At 71.5% G+C, this 22,196-nt stretch carries 27 protein-coding genes; 16 read left to right on the top strand and 11 right to left on the bottom strand.

The annotated features are described in order from the left end of the window. Positions 1-21: 21 nt before the first annotated feature. Both HF999_RS02640 and menD read right to left on the bottom strand, forming a co-directional pair. Positions 22-489 (bottom strand): DUF3592 domain-containing protein, encoded by a 468-nt coding sequence (locus HF999_RS02640; protein WP_168544380.1) that lies wholly within the window; start codon positions 487-489, stop codon positions 22-24. Next, positions 486-2,135, bottom strand: coding sequence for a 2-succinyl-5-enolpyruvyl-6-hydroxy-3-cyclohexene-1-carboxylic-acid synthase (gene menD, locus HF999_RS02635; protein WP_168544379.1), 1,650 nt, complete (start codon positions 2,133-2,135; stop codon positions 486-488). The genes HF999_RS02640 and menD overlap by 4 nt, the downstream gene beginning before the upstream one ends. Positions 2,136-2,224: 89 nt before the next feature. Between menD and HF999_RS02630 the strand changes: the two genes are divergently transcribed. Next, positions 2,225-2,881, top strand: a complete 657-nt coding sequence (locus tag HF999_RS02630; protein WP_168544378.1) for a Fic family protein — start codon at positions 2,225-2,227, stop codon at positions 2,879-2,881. 7 nt (positions 2,882-2,888) lie between these two features. Here HF999_RS02630 and HF999_RS02625 read toward each other — a convergent pair whose 3' ends face one another. Next, on the bottom strand, positions 2,889-3,302 hold the full coding sequence (locus HF999_RS02625) for a MarR family transcriptional regulator (RefSeq protein WP_168544377.1): 414 nt from the start codon (positions 3,300-3,302) through the stop codon (positions 2,889-2,891). A gap of 74 nt (positions 3,303-3,376) precedes the next feature. Here HF999_RS02625 and HF999_RS02620 point away from each other — a divergent pair, with 74 nt between their 5' ends. Both HF999_RS02620 and HF999_RS02615 read left to right on the top strand, forming a co-directional pair. Then, positions 3,377-4,486, top strand: coding sequence for an AbrB family protein (locus HF999_RS02620; RefSeq protein ID WP_168544376.1), 1,110 nt, complete (start codon positions 3,377-3,379; stop codon positions 4,484-4,486). Between the two features lie 9 nt (positions 4,487-4,495). Then, complete coding sequence (locus HF999_RS02615; RefSeq protein WP_168544375.1) at positions 4,496-5,761, top strand: saccharopine dehydrogenase family protein; 1,266 nt, start codon at positions 4,496-4,498, stop codon at positions 5,759-5,761. A 16-nt stretch (positions 5,762-5,777) separates the two neighbouring features. Here HF999_RS02615 and HF999_RS02610 read toward each other — a convergent pair whose 3' ends face one another. The 3 genes from HF999_RS02610 to HF999_RS02600 form a co-directional block, all read right to left on the bottom strand. Beyond that, a complete protein-coding gene (locus tag HF999_RS02610; protein ID WP_246207092.1) occupies positions 5,778-6,701 on the bottom strand; it encodes a universal stress protein in 924 nt (307 codons plus the stop codon). 188 nt (positions 6,702-6,889) lie between these two features. Then, positions 6,890-7,150 (bottom strand): metal-sensitive transcriptional regulator, encoded by a 261-nt coding sequence (locus HF999_RS02605; protein WP_168544373.1) that lies wholly within the window; start codon positions 7,148-7,150, stop codon positions 6,890-6,892. After that, complete coding sequence (locus tag HF999_RS02600; protein WP_168544372.1) at positions 7,147-7,542, bottom strand: DUF302 domain-containing protein; 396 nt, start codon at positions 7,540-7,542, stop codon at positions 7,147-7,149. The genes HF999_RS02605 and HF999_RS02600 overlap by 4 nt, the downstream gene beginning before the upstream one ends. 107 nt (positions 7,543-7,649) lie before the next feature. On the opposite strand from HF999_RS02600, the gene HF999_RS02595 reads away from it, so the two are divergent. The 3 genes from HF999_RS02595 to HF999_RS02585 are packed head-to-tail and all read left to right on the top strand — an operon-like array spanning position 7,650 to position 10,433. Then, positions 7,650-9,833 carry an MMPL family transporter gene (locus tag HF999_RS02595; RefSeq protein ID WP_168544371.1) on the top strand — a complete coding sequence of 728 codons (2,184 nt, stop codon included), beginning with the start codon at positions 7,650-7,652 and terminating at the stop codon, positions 9,831-9,833. A gap of 53 nt (positions 9,834-9,886) precedes the next feature. Beyond that, complete coding sequence (locus HF999_RS02590; RefSeq protein WP_168544370.1) at positions 9,887-10,246, top strand: carboxymuconolactone decarboxylase family protein; 360 nt, start codon at positions 9,887-9,889, stop codon at positions 10,244-10,246. A 10-nt stretch (positions 10,247-10,256) separates the two neighbouring features. Beyond that, entirely contained in the window at positions 10,257-10,433 is a 177-nt protein-coding gene (locus HF999_RS02585; RefSeq protein WP_168544369.1) for a DUF8730 family Cys-rich protein, read from the top strand. A 31-nt stretch (positions 10,434-10,464) separates the two neighbouring features. Here HF999_RS02585 and HF999_RS02580 read toward each other — a convergent pair whose 3' ends face one another. Next, positions 10,465-11,901, bottom strand: a complete 1,437-nt coding sequence (locus HF999_RS02580; RefSeq protein WP_168544368.1) for an amidase — start codon at positions 11,899-11,901, stop codon at positions 10,465-10,467. A 110-nt stretch (positions 11,902-12,011) separates the two neighbouring features. Here HF999_RS02580 and HF999_RS02575 point away from each other — a divergent pair, with 110 nt between their 5' ends. Continuing rightward, positions 12,012-12,644, top strand: a complete 633-nt coding sequence (locus HF999_RS02575) for a TetR/AcrR family transcriptional regulator (protein ID WP_168544367.1) — start codon at positions 12,012-12,014, stop codon at positions 12,642-12,644. A gap of 24 nt (positions 12,645-12,668) precedes the next feature. On the opposite strand, the gene HF999_RS02570 is transcribed toward HF999_RS02575, so the two are convergent. After that, complete coding sequence (locus HF999_RS02570; protein ID WP_168544366.1) at positions 12,669-13,148, bottom strand: hypothetical protein; 480 nt, start codon at positions 13,146-13,148, stop codon at positions 12,669-12,671. Positions 13,149-13,246: 98 nt separating this feature from the next. Here HF999_RS02570 and HF999_RS02565 point away from each other — a divergent pair, with 98 nt between their 5' ends. Continuing rightward, a complete protein-coding gene (locus tag HF999_RS02565; RefSeq protein ID WP_168544365.1) occupies positions 13,247-13,711 on the top strand; it encodes a C40 family peptidase in 465 nt (154 codons plus the stop codon). Here the strand turns inward: HF999_RS02565 and HF999_RS02560 are convergent, their stop codons facing one another. Next, on the bottom strand, positions 13,712-14,686 hold the full coding sequence (locus HF999_RS02560) for an o-succinylbenzoate synthase (RefSeq protein WP_168544364.1): 975 nt from the start codon (positions 14,684-14,686) through the stop codon (positions 13,712-13,714). A gap of 24 nt (positions 14,687-14,710) precedes the next feature. Between HF999_RS02560 and HF999_RS02555 the strand changes: the two genes are divergently transcribed. From HF999_RS02555 to HF999_RS02545, 3 genes are all read left to right on the top strand, one after another. Continuing rightward, positions 14,711-15,637 carry a 1,4-dihydroxy-2-naphthoyl-CoA synthase gene (locus HF999_RS02555; protein WP_168544363.1) on the top strand — a complete coding sequence of 309 codons (927 nt, stop codon included), beginning with the start codon at positions 14,711-14,713 and terminating at the stop codon, positions 15,635-15,637. Positions 15,638-15,780: 143 nt separating this feature from the next. Then, positions 15,781-16,221: a hypothetical protein gene (locus HF999_RS02550; protein ID WP_168544362.1), complete on the top strand. Its 441-nt coding sequence runs from the start codon at positions 15,781-15,783 to the stop codon at positions 16,219-16,221. Between the two features lie 46 nt (positions 16,222-16,267). Continuing rightward, positions 16,268-16,729 (top strand): Rv1443c family protein, encoded by a 462-nt coding sequence (locus HF999_RS02545; protein WP_168544361.1) that lies wholly within the window; start codon positions 16,268-16,270, stop codon positions 16,727-16,729. Between the two features lie 123 nt (positions 16,730-16,852). Here the strand turns inward: HF999_RS02545 and HF999_RS02540 are convergent, their stop codons facing one another. After that, complete coding sequence (locus HF999_RS02540) at positions 16,853-17,305, bottom strand: VOC family protein (protein WP_168544360.1); 453 nt, start codon at positions 17,303-17,305, stop codon at positions 16,853-16,855. Further along, positions 17,306-18,448 carry a BTAD domain-containing putative transcriptional regulator gene (locus tag HF999_RS02535; RefSeq protein ID WP_168544359.1) on the bottom strand — a complete coding sequence of 381 codons (1,143 nt, stop codon included), beginning with the start codon at positions 18,446-18,448 and terminating at the stop codon, positions 17,306-17,308. It abuts the gene before it with no gap. Positions 18,449-18,654: 206 nt separating this feature from the next. Here HF999_RS02535 and HF999_RS02530 point away from each other — a divergent pair, with 206 nt between their 5' ends. From HF999_RS02530 to menE, 5 genes are all read left to right on the top strand, one after another. Continuing rightward, positions 18,655-19,893 carry an inorganic phosphate transporter gene (locus HF999_RS02530; RefSeq protein WP_168544358.1) on the top strand — a complete coding sequence of 413 codons (1,239 nt, stop codon included), beginning with the start codon at positions 18,655-18,657 and terminating at the stop codon, positions 19,891-19,893. A gap of 14 nt (positions 19,894-19,907) precedes the next feature. Beyond that, on the top strand, positions 19,908-20,207 hold the full coding sequence (locus HF999_RS02525; protein ID WP_168544357.1) for a hypothetical protein: 300 nt from the start codon (positions 19,908-19,910) through the stop codon (positions 20,205-20,207). Between the two features lie 10 nt (positions 20,208-20,217). Beyond that, entirely contained in the window at positions 20,218-20,529 is a 312-nt protein-coding gene (locus tag HF999_RS02520; protein ID WP_168544356.1) for a DUF3349 domain-containing protein, read from the top strand. 146 nt (positions 20,530-20,675) lie between these two features. Beyond that, positions 20,676-21,026: a DUF3349 domain-containing protein gene (locus tag HF999_RS02515; protein ID WP_168544355.1), complete on the top strand. Its 351-nt coding sequence runs from the start codon at positions 20,676-20,678 to the stop codon at positions 21,024-21,026. Positions 21,027-21,035: 9 nt separating this feature from the next. Further along, entirely contained in the window at positions 21,036-22,190 is a 1,155-nt protein-coding gene (gene menE / locus HF999_RS02510) for an o-succinylbenzoate--CoA ligase (protein WP_168544354.1), read from the top strand. Positions 22,191-22,196: the final 6 nt, after the last annotated feature.

Here is a 22,196-nt window from a genome sequence, read left to right as displayed (position 1 = left end):
GCGCGGGGGCCGGGCGGGAACCTACGGGTCGACGGTGCGCGGAACGTCAGGTGAACTCTCGGGCCGGGATCCGTCGCCGCGGTGGTGGCCGACGGCGAGCAGCACCATGATCGCTCCGACCACCAGCCACGTCCCGGCGGCGACGGACGCCGCGGGCACCACCGCGACCACGGCGGACCGTCCGGCGACGCGGACCAGCTCCGGGTCCGACCGGCTGTATTCGACCTTGATCCGGTCGCCCACCGACAGCTCGCTGGGGTAGAGCACGCCCACCGACGGATTGTGGTTGACGCCGTCGGTCGTGTAGAAGCTGATCGTCGAGCGTCGGGGCCCGGCGGAGAGCACCTCTGCGGTCGCGGTGCCCCGGTCGGCGTCGATGGTGCGATCGTTGCGCCAGGCCGCCGCCACGAGGATCGCGCACAGCCCGGTGATGAGGATCGCCGCCGACAACAGCACCAGCTGCACCCGCCGCAACACCGTGCGGCTCACGCGCGCCCGCCCGCGATCCGTGCGCGCATGCCCGCGTGCATGGCCCGGAGCCCAGCCCGCACGGTCCGGACCTCGACGACCCGCAGTCCATCCGGTTCCCGTCCGAGGTCGTCCACGGCGGCCCGACGGTACGCCACCCCGTACGCCGCGCACAGCGCCCCGATGTCCGTTCCGTGGGGCGTGCCGAAAACCCGTGCGGCGGCTCCGCCGTACTCCGCCCCGGAGTAGCGCTCGTCGCCCTGTTCGAGCAGGTCGAAGATGCCGCCGCCGTTGTCGTTGGCGACCACGATCGTGAGGTTGTCGGGCCGGGGCTCCTCGGGGCCGATGAGCAGCCCGGAGGCGTCGTGCACGAAGGTCAGGTCGCCCATCAGCGCGACGGTGCGCCGGTCCGGGAAGGCGAGGGCCGCACCGATCGCGGTGCTGACGGTGCCGTCGATGCCGGCGACGCCCCGGTTGGACAGCACGCGCACGCCGCCGGGAACGTGCCCGGCGAGGGCCACGTCGCGGACGGGGTTCGACGCGCCCACCACCAGTTGGTCGCCGGGGCGCAGCGCCGCACACACGGCCCGCGCGACGTGCAGGCCCGTCACAGCACCGCGGTCGAGTTCGTCCTGCAATCCTTCCCGCACCGCCGCCCGCGCGGTCGCGTCGGCGTCGGCGCACCGCTGCAGCCAGGCCGGATCGGGCTCGCCGACGGGCACCACCCGCGTCCCCGTCGCCGCCACGTTGCCGGACACGTCGGGCCAACGCGGCCCGGTGGTCACGGCGTAGACGGTGACCTCCGGGTCGGCGAGCAGCGCGCTGACCTCGCGGTGCAGGGTCGGGCGGCCGCGGATGACGGCCTGCTTGGGCTTCAGCGCCGACAGGGCCCACGGGTGCAGGGGATTCTCCGGCGACGGTGCCGTCGGCTCGGCCACCGTCGGCAGGCCCGCGAGGCCCGGGTTGTCCCCCGCCCCGTGCCCGGAGATGACGACGGTGTCCGGCGTGAGGTCGACGGGAAGCGGCACGTCGAGGGTGGCGACGGGCGCGACGGTCCACGGCCCACCGTCGGGCCTGCCCTGCGCGAGGGCGGGCGACGGGTCGTCGGGAACGAGCGGCTCGCGGAGCGGGATGTCGAACTGGACGGGGCCCGGGTTGCCGGTGCGGGCACCGCGGGCCGCGGCGAGCGCGCGACAGACGGCGCTGCGCCACTGCGAGTTGCGGTCGAGGCCGGGCTCGGCGAGGCCGAGGGAGAGCGCGGCGCGGACCTGAGTGCCGAAGATGCCGAACTGCTCGACGGTCTGGTTGGCACCGGATCCGAGCAGCTCGTAGGGGCGGTTCGCGCTGATCACGAGCAGCGGTACCCGGGCGTAGTTGGCCTCGAACACCGCCGGCGAGAGGTTCGCGACCGCGGTACCGGAGGTCATGATGACGGGCACCGGGCGCCGGCTCGCGGCGGCCAGGCCGACGGCGAGGAAGCCCGCGGTCCGCTCGTCGATCCGTACGTGCAGCCGCAGGTCGCCGCGCCGGTCCGCGGCGTGGACGGCGAACGCCAGCGGCGCGTTGCGCGAGCCCGGGCACAGCACCACGTCGGTGACGCCGCCCCGCACCAGCTCGTCCACGATCACGCGCGCCTGCAGCGTGGACGGATTGGGCGGCTTCTGCATGCGCACCACCTTACGACCGCATTCGCGCTCGCCCGGCTCCCGGCACCTGACGTACCGTCGTGCGGGACGCCGCGAGGAGGGAGCAGAGGATGACCGCGATCACCGTCACCGACCTCGCGGGCGTCGTGTACTCGTCCGGCAAGGTCTTCGACGGGCTGTCGACCGGCCGCCTCGACACGGAGGACTTCCTCCGTTCCGGCAGCGTCGAGGGCATCACCTCACGGGCCGATCTCGCCCTCTTGGAGGACCTTCGCGACGCGGCCGCGTTCATCCTCGACGGTGCCGCGCGGCGGACCGACGCCGCGCTCGTCCGAGACATCAACGCACGGATCACCCGCAGCGGTGCACTGCACCCCGGCGAGCTGCGCACCGCGGAGCAGCGGATCGGCGTGCGCACCCGGTACGGCCGGCATTCTCCCGAGGCCCTCACCGACGAGGGCCTGCGCAACCTCGTCGAGACCCTCACGGCCGGAACGGATCCGATCGAGTCGGCACTGTCGCTGTTCGTGGGCGTCGCGCGGGCCCAGCCCTTCGAGGACGGCAACAAGCGCACGGCCCTGTTCGCCGCGAACCACCTGTTGCTCGGCGCGGGGACGGGCCTGCTCCTGGTGGTGCCGGTCTCCGACACCGACCCCACCGTCGCCGACGCCTTCAACGACCTGCTCGCTCGCGCCTATCTGTTCGGCGAGGACGACGGCGTGAAGAACCTACTGCGCCGGGACGGGATCGTCCGGATCGGCGCGTAGCCGCCCACTAGCCGCCGGCCAGCTTCGCCAGCACGGGACCGGCGAGCAGGAGCACCTCGCGTTCGAGCGGCGTGAGCCGCTCCGCCATGGCGGCCTCGAGCCACGCGTTGCGGGTGGCCCGGTCGTCCTCGATGACGGCGCGCCCCTCGGCGGTGAGCTCCACGTACTGCCGCCGACGGTCCGCCTCGTCCCGGCGCCGCCCCACGAGACCCGCGTCGGCGAGGCCGTTCAGCGCGGGGGTGAGGGTCTGGGAGCGGACGTGCAGGGCCTCGCCGAGATCGGCGGGCGTCGCCGGTCCGCCGCGGCCGAGGGCCCCCAGGATGAGGAACTGGGTCTCGGTGAGCGGGCCTGGGCGGCGGTGGGCCCGGATCTCCCGGCTCAGAGAATGCACGCCGTAGCGGAGCTCACTGACATCGGACATAGCAAGAGTTTACTTCATACTTTTGTGCATTTTGCGAGTTGCGTAGCGCGTTTATCACGCAGATACTTGTTTTCATGCGTAGCGAACTGACGAGGTGGGCCGGCCTGATCGCCGCCTCCTGCGCGCTGTCCGCGGCACTCATCGCCGCCGGCGTGCCCAGCGCCCCGCTGTTCGCGGCGCTGGTGTGCGCGGTGGCCGCGGCGCTGATCGGGCGGGCCCCCGGGCCGATCCCGCGGCCGGTGCAGCTCGTGGCGCAGGGCGTGCTCGGCGCCTACATCGGCACGCTCATGCAGGCGCACACGGTCGCGGCGCTCGGATCGCGGTGGCCGGCGGCGCTGCTGGTCGGGATCGCCACCCTCCTGCTGTCCGTGGGCGCCGGAGCACTGCTCGGCCGGCACCGGGACACCGATTCGATCACGGGCTCGCTCGCGCTGGTCGCGGGCGGCGCGTCGGGGCTGGTGGCGATCGCCCGCGAACTGGGCGGAGACGACAAGATCGTCGCCGTGGTCCAGTACCTGCGGGTGGGCCTGGTGACGATCACCCTGCCGCTGGTTGCGACGCTGTACCCGCACCTGTCCGGGAGGTCGGTCGCGGAGTCCGGTGCGGGCCGGCCGTGGTGGTTCGATCTCGGGTTCACCGCGCTCTGCGTGGGCGGCGGGCTCGCCGTCGGGCTCGCGACCCGGATCCCCGCGGGCGGGCTCCTGGGCCCGCTCGTCGCCTCCGCCGCGCTGTCGCTGTCGGGCGTCGCCGCGGGGGCGACGGTGCCCTCACTCCTCGTGGCGGCCGGCTACCTGGTGATCGGCTGGCAGGCGGGCGTGGGCTTCACCCGGGAGTCATTGAAGTCGATGGCGCGTCTGCTGCCCTGGGCGATCCTGCTCATCGTCGGCGTCGGGATCGGCTGCGCCGGTCTCGGTTTCGCCCTGTCCGCGATGACCGGCGTCTCCACCCTCGACGGCTACCTCGCGACCACGCCGGGCGGCATCTACGCCGTGCTCGCGGTCGCCGCGTCGTCGAACGTCGACATCACCTTCGTCGTCGCGGCGCAGCTGATCCGGGTCCTGCTCATGCTCTTCCTCGCCCCCGCGGCGGCCCGGGGCTTCCAGCGTTTGCGCTCCCATCGCCGCGACGAGGCTCCCGCCGTCAGCGTACGAGGCGGTGCACACGCTGCGCGCGAACACTGCTAACATCGCGGCATGACTGCGGGTACCAGGGAATTCGACCTCATCGTCTTCGGCGCGACGGGCTTCGTCGGTGAGCTGACGGCGCGCCACCTCGCCAACCACGCGCCGGACGGCGTGCGCATCGCGCTGGCCGGCCGCACGCAGGCCAAGCTGGAGAAGCTGCGCGCGGGCCTGGGAGACGGCGCGAAGGACTTCGGGCTCGTCGTCGCGGACGTCGACAGGCCCTCCACCCTCGACGAGATGGTCGCGCGCACCACGGTCCTGTGCAGCACCGTCGGCCCCTACGCCCGGTACGGGGAGACGGTGGTGGGCGCGTGCGTCAACGCCGGCACCCACTACACCGACCTCACGGGCGAGGTGCTGTTCGCGCGCCGCTCGATCGACAAGTTTCACGAGCAGGCCGTGGCGAACGGTACGAAGATCGTGCACTCGTGCGGATTCGACTCGATCCCTTCGGATCTGGGCACCTTCCTCGTCTACGAGCGCGCGAAGGCCGACGGTGCCGGCACGCTCGGTTCCACGACGCTCGTCATGCGCGACCTGCGCGGCGGCGCGAGCGGCGGCACCATCGCCTCCGCGATCGGCCTCGCCGACGAGGTGAGCGTCGACCGCGAGGCCCGGCGCATCGCGGGCCGGCCGCACTCGCTGACGGTCGACGACAGCCGCGAGGCCCGCAAGCAGCCGGGCGACCTCTCGGTGGTGGACGCGAAGACCGTCGACCCGTCCCTGTCCGGGAAGCTCGCGCCGTTCTTCATGGGCAGCTACAACACCCGCGTCGTGCGCCGCAGCAACGGCCTGCTCGACTTCGGCTACGGCCCCGACTTCCGCTACCGCGAGACGATGTCCGTCGGCTCCCATCCGATCGTTTCGACGGTGGCCTCCCACGCCGTGCAGGGCGCCCTCGCCGTGGGCATGGCGGCGCTGGCGATCAAGCCGCTGCGCCCCGTCCTCGACCGGATCCTCCCGGCGCCCGGCGAGGGGCCGAGCGAGGCATCCCAGGCCAAGGGCCGCTTCCGCGGTGAGGTGTACACCCGCACCACGAGCGGCCGGCGCTACCGCGCGACCATCGGCGCCCAGCTCGACCCCGGTTACAGCGGCACCGCCGTCATGCTCGGCGAGGCCTCCCTGGCACTGGCCCTCGACGGCGACGCCACCCGCGGCGGCGCCCCCCTGCCCACCTACGCCGGCGTCCTGACCCCCGCCGTCGCCCTCGGCGACGTGCTGGCCGATCACCTACGCGCCCAGGGCTTCACGGTCACCGTCGACGAGCTGACCTAGGCCTCCGCCGCACCGGTCAGGACTGGACGGGGTTGCGCACGATCAACACCGGACTCGCCGAGTGCGCGATGACGTGCCCGCTGACGGACCCGAGGAGGAAGGCGCCCACCGCACCGCGTCCGTGGCTACCCACGACGACCAGGCTCGCGCCCTCACTGTGGTGGACCAGAGCTGCGGTCGCGTCACCGCGCGTGACCACACGCGCGACCGTCACATCGGGAAACTCGTCGGCGTATCCCGCGAGGTTCTCGGCCAGTGCGGCCTCCTCCCGCGTGCGCTCCGCCTCCCAGTCGATGTCGTACGCGGCGGCGTACGCCGCCGCGTACGAGGCGGGCAGATCCGTCCAGGCGTGGACCGCGATCAGATCCACCCCGCGCGCCGAGGCCTCCTCGAACGCTGCGCGCACGGCGGTCGCGCTCACCTCGGAGCCGTCCACGCCGACCACGACCGCCCCGTCCGCGGCCGCGGTTCCACGGACGACCGCGACCGGTCCCGTCACCTTGCGGGCGACACCTTGCGCGACCGACCCGATGAGTGCGCGGGAGAACCCGCTCGCCCCGGTGTCACCGACCACCGTCAGCACGGAGTTCTCCGACAGCGAGGTCAGGAGATCGACCGGCTTCGTCGCTCCGGACACCGTGCCGATCTCCACCTCCGGTCGGGTCTCGCGCGCCGCCGCCTTCGCCGCGGCGAGCGCCTCGTCGGTCCGTCCCTCCAGATAGCGGTAGAACGAATCCGAGGCGGTCAGATTGAACCCCAGCGCCGCCGCGGCGGTGTCCGCCGCACTCGCGATCACCAGTGGCTTCCCACGGCGTACCGCTTCCGCGGCCGCCCATCGGACGGCATCCAGCGACCTGTCCGAACCATCAACTCCCACAAGCACATAGGACTTCGGCAAACGCGCTTCGATCGATTCGATATCGGCCCGAGACTCACCCATTGCGGAACCCTCCTGAAGGAATGCCGACGCGGATCCGCGTCGCGATCCAGCCTACGAGGACACCACTCGGGGGCGCCATGAACCGCACCCCTCGTCGGGACATACCTCCCCCATATCGAGTACCAACCACCCGCGTTCTCCGTCGTCCTCGGGATCGACGGCATGCCGGCACGTGCGCCCGGCAGCACTCACGCGAGCGAGAGGAACAGCTTCTCCAGCTTCTGCTGGTCGACGTTCTCGGGGCCCTCGGTCGCGATGCAGTGCTGCAGGCCGGTGGCCACGAGGGCGTAGCCACTCCGTCCGAGCGCCTTGTTCACCGCGGCGAGTTGGGTGAGCACGTCCTCGCACTCCTCCCCCTCGTCCAGCATGCGGATCACCGTGGCCAGGTGGCCGTGCGCGCGCCGCAGGCGCGTGAGGATCGGCTTCGCATCGTCCTCCGGGATCTTCATGCCGCCAGCCCTTCCACCATGCGGCCGAGCCGCTCACGCGCGTCCGCCGCGACGACGGACAGCGCTGCGGTGCCGGTGAATTCGGGCATGACATTCGGGTCCATGACCTCCACCAGCGACTGCGCGTCACCCGATGCCGAGACCACCACGTTGCACGGCAGGAGCGCGGCCACGCGCGGGTCGATGCCGAGGGCCTCGTGCGCGAGCTGCGGCCGGCAGGCGCCGAGGATCACCTTCGGCGGCACGTCCACGTCCAGCTTCGCCTTGAGGGTCGCCTTCAGGTCGATCTCCGTGAGCACGCCGAAGCCGACCTCCGCGAGGCCCGCTCGCACGCGCGCGACCGCCTCCTCGTAGGGCGCATCGATCGTCGTACTCATCGTGAATTCCGCCATGGGTTCATTCCTTTCGCTCGTCCACCACAGTATTGCACAACCCCCCGGGGGGATGCTAGGTTCGCTCTCGTTCGCATCCCCCCAGGGGGTTACTGGAAGGAGTCAGGATGTCATCCGCCACCGAAGAGAGCCCGCCGTCCGGCGCACCCGCGACGGGCGGCGCACCCACGACCGTCCCGGCCGGTCCCGGCCCCCTGGGCCGCCTCGGCCTCTGGGTCATCAGTCACGGCAAGCTCGTCGCCATCGCCTGGATCGCGATCGTCGTGGGCCTGGGCGTCTTCGCCCCGTTCGTCGAGAAGAACCTCTCCGGCGCGGGCTGGCAGGCCAACGGCTCCGAATCCGTGCAGGCGCGTGAGCTCGCACAACAGCACTTCGGGGGCAACGCGAGCAGCGCCCTCCAGGTGGTGGTCTCGAGCTCGGCCGGCCGGCTGGATGAGGGCGACGGTCCGCGCGTGCTCGCCGCGGTGACGGACACCCTGCGCGCCGATCACCGCATCTCCGAGGTCATCGCTCCGCAGCCGGGCGCGACGCTGAGCGCCGACGGCCGCACCGCCATCGTCATCGGCGGAGCGGGCGCCGACCCGAACGACATGGTCCGCGCCGCGACCGAGCTCAAGGGCCGGCTGCACGACCTGTCCACCAGCACCGTCGCCGTGAACCCCACGGGCGCATCCGTGCTCTGGTCGGACTTCAACGCGGCCAACCTCGACGCGATGATGACCTCCGAGATGATCTCGTGGCCCATCACCCTGGGCATCCTCGTGATCGCCTTCGGCGCGCTCGTCGCCGCCGGGCTCCCGCTGCTGCTGACCATCGCCGGACTCGTCGCCTCGGCCGGATCCCTCGTACTGATCAATGAGATCGTGCCGACGTCGATCTGGGCGATGAACTTCGCCATGATGTTCTCGCTGGCGCTCGGCATCGACTACGCACTGTTCCTCGTGGTCCGGTACCGCGCAGCACGATTCGGCCAGGAGTTGAGCCGGGAACGGGCGATCGCCCAGACCATGGACACCGCGGGGAAGGCGGTGCTGCTCTCCGGCATCACGGTGATGATCTCACTGTCTGCCGTGATGATCATCCCGTCGCCGTCGTTCCGGTCGGTGTCGGGCGGCATCGTGCTCTCGGTGATCTTCGTGCTCGGCGCCACGCTCACCCTGCTGCCCCTGGTGCTGTTCAAGCTCGATGCGAAGATCAACCGGATCGCCCTGCCCTGGGCCACGTTCGACACGCATCGCTCCCCCGTCTTCGAGCGCTGGGGCGAGCGACTGTGGCGCCGGCCGGCGGTGTGGGGCGCGGGCGCGCTGCTCGTGCTCGTCGCGCTCGCGCTGCCGATCGCCGGGCTCAAGACGGCCATGCCGTCCATCGCGGTCCTCCCCGACGACGCGAGCGCCCGCATCGGCTACGCCGAGGTGCAGCGCGCCTTCGGCGCCGGCGCGCCGGGCACCCTGCAGATCGTGGTCCCCACCGACCACGCCGGCGCCGCCGCGGCGGCCCTGCGAACCGATCCCGGGATCGCGGGCGCCATGCCCGCCGTGCCCGCGACCGACGGCAGCGGCCTGAGCATGATCCAGGCGGTGCCCACCGTGGGCCCGTCGGACCCGGAGCTGTCGGCCACCGTCGACCGGCTGCGGTCCGCACTGCCCGACGATGCCCGCCTCGGCGGCGCCGCCGTGGAGAACCTGGACCTCAAGCACCAGCTGGACACCTACACGCCGATCGTGCTCGGCATCATCCTGGTCCTCGGCTTCGCCCTGCTGCTGGTCGCGGTCCGCGCCCCGCTCATCGCCGCCCTCGGCACGGCCGTCAGCCTGCTGTCCACCGCAGCCGCCTTCGGTGTCGCGCGGCTCGTCTTCCAGGAGGGCCACGGCTCGGGCCTGCTCGGTTTCGAGCCGCAGGGCTTCCTCGACGCGTGGGCGCCGGTGTTCTTCTTCGCGATGATCTTCGCCATCGCGATGGACTACACGGTGTTCCTGCTCTCGTCGGCCAAGGAGCACTGGGAGCGCAGCGGCGACGCCCGGGAGGCCGCCGTCGGCGCGGTCGCCCACTCGGGCCGGGTCATCTTCGCCGCGGGCGGCGTGATGGTGGCGGTGTTCTTCACCTTCGCCCTCTCGGGCCCGCTGCCGCCCAAGGAGATGGGCGTCATCCTCGGGGTCGCCGTGCTCCTGGACACCTTCCTGGTGCGCCTGGTGCTGCTCCCCGTGGGCCTGCGCCTGGCCGGCCGGAAGGCCTGGGCCATCCCGTCCTGGCTCGATCGGATCCTGCCGCGCATCAGCTTCGCGCACGACTGATCGCCGCCCGACCCACCACCCTCAACCACAGCGAAATCACAAGGAGTACAACGATGTCCGACGAGACGAACGGCCAGCAGGTCCTGCACCGACTCAGCCCGCAACACCGCGAGCTGCGGCGCCGCATCCCCGATGTCTACACCGGATTCGGCGCCCTGAGTTCCGCCGCCTTCGCCGACGGTGCGCTCGACAAGAAGACCAAGGAGCTCATCGCGTTCGCGATCGGCGTCGTCGAGGGCTGCGACGGCTGCGTCGCCTCCCACGGCCAGGCCGCGGCGCGCGCGGGCGCCACCGAGCAGGAGGCCGCCGAGGCGATCGGCGTCACCTTCCTCATGCACGGCGGACCCGCCACGATCCACGGCGCGCGGGCCTTCGAGACCTTCCGCGGCTTCCTCGCCGACGAGAACGCGTAGGGTCCGGACCATGTGCCGTGCGATCACGTGCCGCGTGTGCGGCAAGACCACCTGGGCCGGCTGCGGCTCCCACATCGACGCGGTCCGCGCCACCGTCGCACCCGGGAACTGGTGCCCGGGCCATGCGGCCCCGTCGCCGTCCGGCTCCGGCGACCGGCCGGGCAAGCGGGGCTGGTTCCGCCGCTGAACCGCGCCCCCGCTCCGTTCCCCCGGGCCGGCTACGCGCCGACCCGGGGGAACGGGCGTCGGCCCTCGACCTCGTAGGCCAGTTCGAGCAGCGCGGACTCCGTGCCCGCGGGCCCGGCGAACTGGGCACCCAGCGGCATCCCGGCACCGTCGAACCCGCACGGCACCGAGATCGCCGGGCCGCCCGAGACATTGTTCAGCGGGGTGATCCCGACCATCGCGATGGTCCGGTCCATGAACTCGTCGAAGGGCAGCGCGGGGTCGAGGACACCGATCTTCGGGGTGGTGCGGGTCATGGTCGGCGAGAGCAGCACGTCGACCCCGCGCTCGACGAAGGTCCGTTCGTAGTTCCCCGTCACGGCCCGCAGCCGCCGGATCGCCCCGGGCATCGACGGTGCGCTGCGCCGCGCGCCGCGCAGCAGGCCGCGGGTCACCGGGTCGAGTTCGGCGGGGGTGAACCCGCGACCCGACGCGGCCGCCGCGGCGCCGACCTCGGCGGCGGCCAGAAAACCCCAGTAGTGCAGGAAGTCCCGCACGAAGCCACCGTCGAGCCGCAGGTCCGCCATGGACAGTTCGACGATCTCGTGCCCGCCCGCGGCGAGCTCCTCGGCGAGCGCGCGGACCGGCGCGAGGCACTCCTGCGCGATCCCGAAGTCCGTCACGGACTCGGTGATCAGCCCGATCCGGCGGCGCCGCCCCGGCCCCCGCACGTGCCCGATGGGCGGCAGCGCGCGACTGCGGAAGTGCCGCTCGGCCTCCGCGACGTAGAGCGCCGTGTCGCGGACGGTGCGCGTGAGCACGCCCTCGCACACCACGTTGATCGGCAGTAGGCGCAACTCGGGCATCCCCGCCATCCGTCCGCGCGTACCCTTCAGCCCCACAAGGCCGTTCAGGGCCGCGGGAATGCGGATCGAGCCGCCACCGTCGTTGCCGTGGGCGATCGGCAGCGCCCCCGAGGCGACCAGCGCCGCCGCCCCCGACGACGAGCCGCCCACCGAGTAGTCCGTGTTCCACGGGTTGCGCGCGGGCTCGCGGGCGGCGAACTCGGCGCTCGCGGTGAGCCCGAACTCGGGCATCACCGTCGACGCGAGAAGGTTCACGCCGGTCGCCGTGAGCTGCTCCGCGACCGGCCCTGACTTCCGGGCGGCCTTGTCCGACAGGGCGATCGAGCCCATCGTGGTGGGCAGCCCCGCGAACGGGGTGTTCTCCTTGATCGCCGACGGTACGCCGTACAGCGCCGCGTCCCGATCCGCGTGCGGCCCGGCACCGCCCGGCGTCGCCCACCAGCGCACCGCACGGACCGCGGGGTCGACGGTGCGCATCCGCGCCGTCGCGGCGCCCGCGGCCTCCGCGACACCGATCTCGCCCGAGCGGATCGCCGCGGCGACGCCCGTGGCGTCGAGCGTGCCGAGCGCATCGTCGGTGAAGGCACTGACGCGCGTGGACTCGTGCGTGAACTCGATGGTCATGACCTGGCCCCTCCCGGCGCTGCGCCGAGTCTGTACAGACTTACAGAGTCCGACCTTAGCGCGAGTCTGTAACTTTGTACAGACTTCCGATTCGTCCTAGACTGCGGGGCGTGGAGGAGCGCAAACACCGTCGGAGCACCCTCGAGCGCAGGCGTGCGCTCCTGGCGGCGACCGTCGACATGGTGGGCGAATCCGGGTACGCCTCGGTGACCCACCGCGCCGTGACCGCCCGCGCCGGGCTGCCCACCACGTCGATCGGCTACTTCTTCGCGTCCATCGACGATCTGACCCACGAGGCCATGCGCGTCTTCGTCGCGGAGGAGTTCGCGCGGCTGGAGCAGCTGGCCGGCTTCCTCGGCGACACCGCCGCCCCACCCGACCGGGTGATCGCCGCGTTCGCCGAGGTCACCGAGGCTCGCGGAGCGGAATCGCTCGCGCTCATCGAGGCCTACCTGCGCGCGGCGCGCGACCCGGCCTCCCGCGTGGTGATCGAGGAGTACCTGCGCGCCGCGGACTCCTTGGCGCAGGGCGCCGGGGCGCTCGCCGGCGTCGAGATCACCCCGGAGACCGCACGCGGCGTGATCGCGCTGATCAACGGCTTCACCGTGATCGACTCCGCGCTCCCCGACCACGCCGACATCGAGGTCAAGAAGGCCGCGCTGCGCACCATGCTCATCGGCGCCCTGTTCGAGCAGGGCCAGGACGATGCCGCCCGCGCCCTGCGCGACCGAGCACCCGGTTGACCGGACCGGGCCGCACCGTCGGGCTCAGGCGCCCGCGGCGGGGCCCGGCTCCCCCGCCCGATCCCCCGCGGCGATCCGGGCGGCCAATCGAACCTGCGCCTCCCGGATACCCGAGGCGTACGACGGGTCGAGCGCGGTGTCCAGTGCGAAATCGAACTCCCGGCTGGTCTGCAACCTGTCCGAGGCCTCGGTGAACCGGCCCTGCCGGCGGTAGCCATCGGCGAGATTGAGGTGCAGCGAGGGCATGAACCCGGCGACGGAGAGCGACGCATGGACCGCCTGCAGGTCGGCGTCCGAGACGTGCGCGGACTCGGCGAGCGCCACCTCGTCCCATTCGACCTCCGCTTCCACATCGCCCTGAACATCGGCGATGTAGTGCGCGGCGATGCACCGGGACGCGTGATCCGAGGGCTCGATCCGCACCCACACCGACTCGAGCTTCTGCTTGCGCTCCGCCTGCTCACCCGTCATCGCGGCGCCGAGCTCCGTCATCAGATTCTCCACGCCCCGCACCCTAGACCGCCCCACCGACAGGAGACTCCCAGCGGATTCCGACCTCGGAATTGCGGACCGCACCGGGTCAGTAGGACTACAAAGGAACGATGAGACGATCACTGACGACCATCCTGACCGTCGTCGCGATCGCGGTCATAGGAGCGCCGGCCGCCAACGCCGCGGGACCCGAGGCCGCGATCGCGCGCGGCATGACGCTCGTGGGCACGGACGCCTACGGCGAGTACGGGTGCGAGGACTTCGTCGACTTCGCCTACGGCCGTACCGTCAGCAACGGCATCCCGCACGACTCCGCGCGCTCCTTCTACGAGAACCTCGCCGCCAGGGGACTGGGCCACCCTGCGCTGCCCGCACCGCGCGGAGCACTCGTGTTCTCCCAGAGCGACTACGGCTACCACGTGGACATCTCGCTCGGGAACGGCACGTACCTCAGCGGCGGGGTCCAGGGGCTCGATCGCGGTTTCGGCGACGGCTCGCAGATCCAGGTGATCCCGGAGCCCGACATCGCACCCAATGCCACCCTGCTGGGCTGGGCGTACGCGCCCTGGAAGTAGTCAGCGCAGCAGCGCGTGGCACCTCCGGAGACGGTCCAGCCACCACTGCCGGCGGTCCCCCGTCGCCTCGACCGCCGCCAGCTGCTCCGCCGTCGGCGCGACGGTCCGCACCCGCAACGCCCCGTCGACGAGCGGATGCTCGCCGAGGTCGGCGGTGAAGAAGCCGCCTGTGCCGAGGCCCGCGGCGTTGCCCTCGGGGACGCACGCCGCCGCGGCGATCCCGGCAGACAGTCCGACGGCGGTGTCCAACGCCGACGAGACCGTCACCCGCACGCCCGCAGCGGCTTTCAGCGCGGCGGCCACGTCCAGCACGGCCCGGACCCCGCCCAGCGGCGCCACCTTGACCACCGCGACATCGGCGGCGCCGAGCTCCGCCACGCGCATCGGATCGTCGGCGCGGCGGATGGATTCGTCCGCGGCGATGTCGCAGGCACCGTCCAACCGGCGGCGCAGCTCGGCGAGCTCCTCGACCGTGGCGCAGGGCTGTTCGGCGTAGTCCAGCGGGCCGCCGTCGAGCAGCCGGACGACCGCCCGCTCGGCCTGGTCGACGGTCCAGCCGCCGTTCGCGTCGACGCGGATCGCACCGTCCGGCATCGCCTCCCGCACGGCCGCCACCCGTGCCAGGTCCTGCGCGAGCGTCTGCCCCGGCTCGGCCACCTTCACCTTCGCGACCCGGCAGCCGGGGAACCGCGCGAGGACCTCCGGGATCCGGCTCGGGCCGAGCGCGGGGACGGTCGCGTTGACCGGCACCACCTCGCGCAGCGGCGCCGGGAAGCCCTCGTAGGCCGCCTCGATCCCCGCCCGCAGCCAGTGCGCGGCCTCGGCGTCGTCGTACTCGGGGAAGGGACCGAACTCGCCCCAGCCGGCCGGGCCCTCGAAGACGAGGGCCTCGCGGACCGTGATCCCGCGGAACCGCACCCGCATGGGTAGGCGCACCACGTGCGCCGCGGCCACCAGTTCGTCGATGTCCACCACGCCCCCAACAGTAGAGTCGATCCCGTGACTTTCAACCCCGAGCTGTGGCAGCCGGTCCCCGGATTCGAGGACCTGACCGACATCACGTACCACCGGCACATCACGCAGGGCACCGTCCGCGTCGCCTTCGACCGCCCGGAGGTGCGCAACGCCTTCCGGCCGCACACCGTCGACGAGCTGTACCGCGCGCTGGACCATGCCCGACGGTCCGCCGACGTCGGCGCGGTGCTGCTCACCGGCAACGGCCCGGCGCCGAAGGACGGCGTGTGGTCCTTCTGCTCGGGCGGCGACCAGCGCATCCGCGGGCGCAGCGGCTACCAGTACGCCACCAGCCACGACTCGGACGTCGAGGCGGCGACCGCGGACGGCGTCGACGAGATCCGCACCAAGGCCGAGGGCGGCCGGCTGCACATCCTCGAGGTGCAGCGGCTCATCCGGTTCATGCCGAAGGTCGTGATCGCGCTGGTCAACGGCTGGGCCGCGGGCGGGGGCCACTCGCTGCACGTGACCTGCGACCTGACGCTCGCGAGCCGCGAGCACGCCAGGTTCAAGCAGACCGACGCGGATGTGGGCAGCTTCGACGCCGGTTACGGCAGCGCGTACCTCGCCAAGCAGGTGGGCAACAAGTTCGCGCGCGAGATCTTCTTCCTGGGCGAGACCTACAGCGCCGAGGAGATGCACCACATGGGTGCGGTGAACCGCGTCGTCGACCACGACGAGCTCGAGAACGTCGCGCTGCAGTGGACCGCGAAGATCCTCGGCAAGAGCCCGCAGGCGCAGCGGATGCTCAAGTACGCGTTCAACCTTCCCGACGACGGGCTCGTCGGCCAGCAGCTCTTCGCCGGCGAGGCGACCCGTCTGGCGTACATGACCGACGAGGCCGTCGAGGGCCGCGACTCCTTCCTGCAGAAGCGCGCCCCCGACTGGTCGCCGTACCCCTACTACTACTAGCCGCAGGTCGGGCGAGGCGGATCAGCCGCCCAGCCCACCACCACCGGACCATATTTGAACTATCGGTAACGAAACACTCTCGGGGTGTCGATAATCACGACGCCACACCAAGACGCACCTTCGTCCCGAGGAGCACTGATCGCATGACCGCACGCACCGCCCGTATCGCCCTCGCCAGCGCCTGTGCCGCGCTCGCCCTGGGAGCCCTTCCGGCCACCGCATCCGCCGACACCGCCGTCCGCTTCGACGGCTGGGTGACGACGCCCGGCTTCGCCGACCCCATGCCCTTCCCCTCCGCGCACTACGCGGGAACCGTCGACGCCAAGGGATGGATCACCGTCCGACCCGACTGCATCAGGGGCGGGCTCGGCGGACCGTCGGCACCGTGCGTCAACGACCCCAGCATCCGCGCGCAGACCGCGACCCGCACCCTGAGCTGGTGGAACGACGGCACGCGCTACGGCGGCGAGGTCAAGGCGCGTCCCGACGGCTCCTTCACCACACGGATCGGCGCGAAGAAGGTCACCTTCACCGTCGGCGGGCCCGGCACCGTCGGGAAGGCGATCGGTCACTACTCCGCCTGAATCACACCCCTCCCGCAACGGCGGCAGCACGGGTAGCTTCGGACATATGGCAACCATTTCCATTAACACAGAGCTTCCGCTGCCCGCCGCCCGCGCCCGAGCGATGGCCGCCGTCCCCGACGTGATGCTGTTCGTACTGGCACCGGTGCTGGCCTTCGATATGGACGAGGCCCCGCCCATTGGGGTCCCCGTCGAGCCAGGGTTCTCCGCCCGCGGCCGCGTGCGCTGGTTCGGTGTCCTGCCCAGCTGGGTTCACGAGATCACGGTCCGGCGCCTCGACGAGTTCGAGATCTACACCAACGAGCACGGCGGCCCGGTGCAGGTCTGGAATCACCGTCTCACCTTCGAGCCACTGGGCCCCGACCGGTGTCGATACACCGACACCATCGAGATCGAGGACGGTGCGCGCGGCCTGCTCACGGGCATGTTCGTACGCGCGATGTTCCGACACCGGCACCGACGGTGGCGGATCCTTGCGGCCGCCGTCGCCGCGGCCGACGCCGCGTAGCAACGACCCGTCAGCCGTGAGAGCACTGGTGTCGCGGCCTGTACAGCCAGCCCTGCCCGGCGTCCACCCATTCGACACCGAGAACGTCGCGCAGGAACGCGCAGTCGGCCTCCGCGGGCCACGTCAGCCCGACAGCGAGTCTCGACCCCTGCCGTCGGTCGGCCAGGCATGGTCGATCGCCGTCCTCCGCGCAATGTCGACAGCCTCGAACCGAACGCCCAGGGAATCGGCGACGGCGTACGTGAATCTCCGTCCATCATCACGGCCGTCGTAGTCGATCCTGAGTCCGTCGCACGTCGCCCAGCGAGCGACGGTGTCGTCCAGGGATTCAGTCCAGAACCCGAGATGGTCGAAACGCGGCCCCGACTCGGACACGTCCCACGGACTTCCGACCGGCCCTTCGACCAACTCGATACGCGGCTCAGACGTGCTGAACACGATCCGGTACGCCCAGTCGCGCAACGACGCCGTCTGCGGTTCGTGCCACTGCACCCCCACCGCCTCGGTGAACGTCGCCATCGCCGCGTGGAGGTCCGGGACTGCGAATGCCACGTGGTAGAAGCCGGTCGGATCCACCTACTGATCCTCGAGCACCCGGAAGCGGAAGGTGGTGCGCCCCAGGGTGAGTTCGTCACCGTCGGATAGGGGGAGCTGCCCGGAGACGCGGCGCTCCCCGACATAGGTCCCGTTGGAGGACTGGAGGTCGCGGACGGCGAACCCGGTCACGGAACCGGTGATCACGGCGTGCTCGCGGGAGACCTTGGTGTCATCGATGCTGATGTCGTTGTCCGGCAGGCGGCCGAGGCGGACCTCGCCGTGCACGAGGTACTCGGTGCCGTCGGCGGCCGTGAGGGTGCCGCGCGGGCCCGCGGCGGCCACGGACACATCGGTCTCGGTCTTCTCGAAGGCTCGCGGGTCGCCGGACACCGCGGTCGGACGCGCGGCGGCGAAGGCGAGCGACTCCTGGCGCAGGACCTTGCCCTCGAGCTCGACCAGCGCCGGCGTCGGGTCCGCGCCCAGTTCGTCCGCGAGAGTGCGGCGCAGGTCGCGGGCTGCTTCGAGCGCATCGGCCTGCCGCCCGGTGACGTACAGCGCCGTGATGAGCTGCCCCCAGAGCGGCTCCTGCAGCGGATGTTCCGAGACCAGCCGGCGCAGCTCGCCGATGACCGATGCCGCGCGGCCGGCCGCGATCTCCGCGTCGTACATCGCGGACTGCACCGCGGCCCGCTCCTCCGCCATGCCGACCGCGAAGTTGTCCGCGAACTGCAGGCCGCGCAGATCCGCGACCGCGTCACCGCGGAACTCGGACAGGGCGGAGGCGAACATCAGCGACGCCTGGTCGTAGCGCCCCGCGGCGGCGAGCTCGGCGCCCCGTCTGCGGGCCGCGTCGAACCGGCCGACATCGGACTGCTCCGGCTCGAGATCCAAGCGGTAGGTCGACCCGGAGGTGACCAGCTGCGCATCCAGCCCCGACCCCGCACCCGGACCGCGCAGCGCCTTGCGGAGGCCGCTGACGAAGACCTGCAGGCTCGCCCGCGCGGACGCGGGCGGATTGCCGTCCCACACCTGCTCACTGAGCGAATCGACGGTGACCGCGCGCCCGCGGTTCATCACCAGCAGGGCGAGCACCGATCGGGGCTTCACCCCGGAGACCTCGTTCGGCGCACCGTCGACGGAGAGCGAGACCTGTCCCAGCACCCGGATATCCAAAGACGCCATGCCGGAATAGTAGTCGCGGCATATCAGGCGTTCCGACTCAGCTCTCCGAATCGGACAAAACGGACTCGATAGGGAGATTCTGAGAGCGCCCTGAATGAACATCTGATGAACGATGGTTGGACGGTCAAGAATCTGCAGGTCAGAGGGGTGTCGAGCGCATCTCACCCGTTTGGCGGAACAGCCCCTGGGGCCGCACTATTTTCACCATGAACAGCGAACTCATCATCCTGCTGTTGGTGATCGTGACGGCACTCGCCTTCGACTTCACCAACGGCTTCCACGACACGGGCAACGCGATGGCGACATCCATCGCGACCGGTGCCCTGAAGCCGAAGACGGCGGTGACTCTGTCGGCGATCCTGAACCTGGTCGGCGCGTTCCTGTCCGTCGAGGTCGCCCTCACCGTGACCAACGCGGTGATCAAGATCCAGAACAAGGACGGATCCCCGAAGACCGAGTTCACGACGCAGCACGGTCGCGCGCTGCTCATCATCGTGATGGCCGGCCTCATCGGCGGCATCATCTGGAACCTGCTGACCTGGCTCCTCGGCCTGCCGAGCTCGAGCTCGCACGCGCTGTTCGGCGGCATGATCGGTGCCGCACTCGCCTCGGGCGCCGGAGTCGTCTGGGTCGGCCACGGCAAGATCGACGGTGTCGTCGGCAAGGTCATCATGCCCGCGCTGTTCTCGCCGGTCGTCGCCGGCATCGTCGCCGCCGTCGGCACCTTCCTCATCTTCCGCATCGTCGCGGGAGTCGCGGAGCGGTTCACCGAGGAGGGCTTCCGCTGGGGCCAGATCGGCACCGCCTCGCTGGTCTCGCTGGCGCACGGCACCAACGACGCGCAGAAGACGATGGGCGTCATCACCCTGGCCCTGATCGGCTACAGCGCTTCGACCCCGGACTCCACGGGCCCGTTCGCGTGGCACGACACCCACGGCGTCCCGCTCTGGGTCAAGTTCGCCTGCGCCCTGGCGATCGCGCTGGGCACCTACCTCGGCGGCTGGCGCATCATCCGCACGCTCGGCAAGGGCCTGATCGAGATCAGCTCCCCGCAGGGCATGGCGGCCGAGGCCTCGTCGGCCACGATCATCCTCGCGTCGAGCCACCTCGGCTTCGCGCTCTCGACCACCCACGTCGCCACCGGCTCGATCCTCGGCTCGGGTGTCGGCAAGCCCGGCGCCAAGGTGCGGTGGAACATCGCCGGCCGCATGGTCGCCGCGTGGGTCATCACACTCCCGGCCGCCGCACTCGTGGGCGCCGTCATGTGGCTCGTCGCCGCGAAGATCCCCACGCTGGCCGGCCCGCTGGTCGCGTTCGCGATCCTCGTCGCGCTGTCCGGGTACATGTACTGGCGCGCGCAGCAGCAGAAGGTCGACAGCAACAACGTCAACGCCGAGTGGGACGAGGAGACGCACAGCGTCACCCCCGCTGAGGCCAAGGTCTAAGGGGCCAACACAGCATGGAAACCATCAAGCTCGTCCTCGAGTCCGTCTGGAAGATCCTCCTCATCGGCCTGATCCTCGGCGCCGGCCTGCCCGCCCTGTTCGCTGTGGGCGTGCGCGGCCTCGCGATCGGCAACGGCCACGAGCGGGAGGACGGCACCGTCCATCAGCCGAACCCGCTCGGCAATGTCCTCGCCGCGGTCGCCTTCCTGATCGTCATCGCCGCGATCGTGCTCGGCATCCTGATCATCGTGTCCTCGGGCTTCGGCATGAAGGTCAGCTTCGAGCACATCTACCCCACCCTCGTCGACAAGTAGGGAATCCAGCATGACCACCGAGAACACGCAGGACGGCGTCCTCACCCAGGTCCTCGACTGGCTGCGCGCCGGCTACCCCGAGGGCGTCCCCCCGAAGGACTACTTCCCGCTCCTCGCGCTGCTCAAGAAGCAGCTCACCGAGGACGAGGTGAACTCCGTCATCGGCCGCATCCTCGCGAATCGGCCCGACGAGGTGCACCGCGAGCAGATCGAGGCGGCGATCACCAAGGTGACGCAGTCCGACCCCAGCGATACCGACCTGCGTCAGGTCGCGAGCAAGCTCGCCGCGGGCGGCTGGCCGCTCACCGGCTTCGCGCACTGAGCGAGGTTCACCCGCTGTCGATGGCGACAGCACGCTGACGGCCCCTTATGCTGGTCACACGCATAGGGGGCCGTTCGCAGTACCGTCCCCTATGACATTGCAATACCCAGCGCCGCGCGGCGCACTGCACCGGAGGTGAAGCGCTCATGAGTTCGAGTTCGGGCTTTCTCGCCAAGATCGTGGACTGGCTGCGTGCCGGCTATCCCGACGGCGTGCCCAGCACGGATTACCAGCCGCTCCTCGCGCTCCTCGATCGTCAGCTGACCAAGGACGAGGTGAAGGAGGTCGCGCGCGAGCTGATCGACGAGGCGCACCTCACGGAGGCCGGCCTCGACCCGATCACCCGCGTCGACGCCGGTGTCGCCATCAGCGGTCACACCCACGAGCTGCCGCTCGAGAAGGACATCGCCCGGGTCCGCGAGCGCCTCGAGCGCAAGGGCTGGCCCTTCGACAACTCCCCCCTAGACCCGGATTACCACCGCCGCGACTCGCAGTAGCCTGATCGGGTGATTCTCGAGCCGCTGCCGATCGACACCGTCGAATCCGCCCTCCCGCAGCTGGAGGCGCTCCTCACCGGCACCGCTCCGGCCTGGTTGCCGGTTCCCGCGCAGGATCCGCGCGCGGCCGCCCGGCTCACCGAGGTGCTCGCCGCGGGCGAACCCATCGACGACAGGGCCGCCCTCGTGGTCGCGACCTCGGGCAGCACGGGCACGCCGAAGGGCGCGATGCTCACCCGCGAGAACCTGACCGCCAGCGCCACGGGCACGCACGAACGGCTCGGCGGCGAGGGCCAGTGGCTGCTCGCGATGCCGCCGCACCACGTCGCGGGGGTGCAGGTGATGCTGCGCTCCCTGGCCGCCGGGCACGCGCCCACGCAGCTCGACGTCCGCGGCGGATTCGATCCCGCGTCCCTCGCCCCCGCCCACGCCGCGATGACCGCGGACCGTCGGTACGTCTCCCTGGTACCGACCCAGCTCATCAAGGTCCTCGCCGACCCCGCGGCCACCGACGCCCTGGCCCGCTTCGACGGCGTCCTCATCGGCGGCGCCGCGTGCCCCGCGCCGGTCCGGGAGGCGGCGCTCGCCGCCGGCATCCGGATGGTCCGCACGTACGGCATGAGCGAGACCGCCGGGGGCTGCGTGTACGACGGAGTGCCCCTCCCCGGCGTCGAGATCCGCCTGGACGGCCCGGAATCGCGGGTCGTGCTCGGCGGCCCGACGGTGGCCCTCGGCTACCGCGACCTGCCCGATCACCCCGCTTTCGCGGAGCCGGGATTCTTCCGCACCGACGATGCGGGAACCCTGTCCGACGGTGTCCTGTCCGTCACGGGCCGGCTCGACGAGGCCATCTCGACCGGTGGCCTGACGGTGCTGCCCCAGGTCGTCGAGGCCGTCCTCGCGCGGGTGCCCGGAATCGCGGAGGTCGCGGTGTTCGCACAGCCCGATCCCCGGCTGGGCCAGCGCGTCGCGGCGGCGGTCGTCCGGGCCCCGGGCACGCCGGAGAGCGCAGTCACCGTCGAGGCGCTGCGGCGGGCGGTGGAGGCCGAACTGGACCGGACTGCGGCGCCGCGCGCGGTGTACCTGCTGGACACGCTGCCGCGTCGTGGGCCGGGCAAGGTCGACCGCCGGGCACTGGCGACCATTTATGCAGTACCGGCATAATCCGAG

Origin of the sequence: Tsukamurella spumae (assembly GCF_012396015.1) — a bacterium.
Lineage (GTDB): Bacteria > Actinomycetota > Actinomycetes > Mycobacteriales > Mycobacteriaceae > Tsukamurella > Tsukamurella spumae.
Note: the sequence above shows the minus strand (reverse complement) of the source record. Positions and strands in the feature narration are given on the sequence as shown.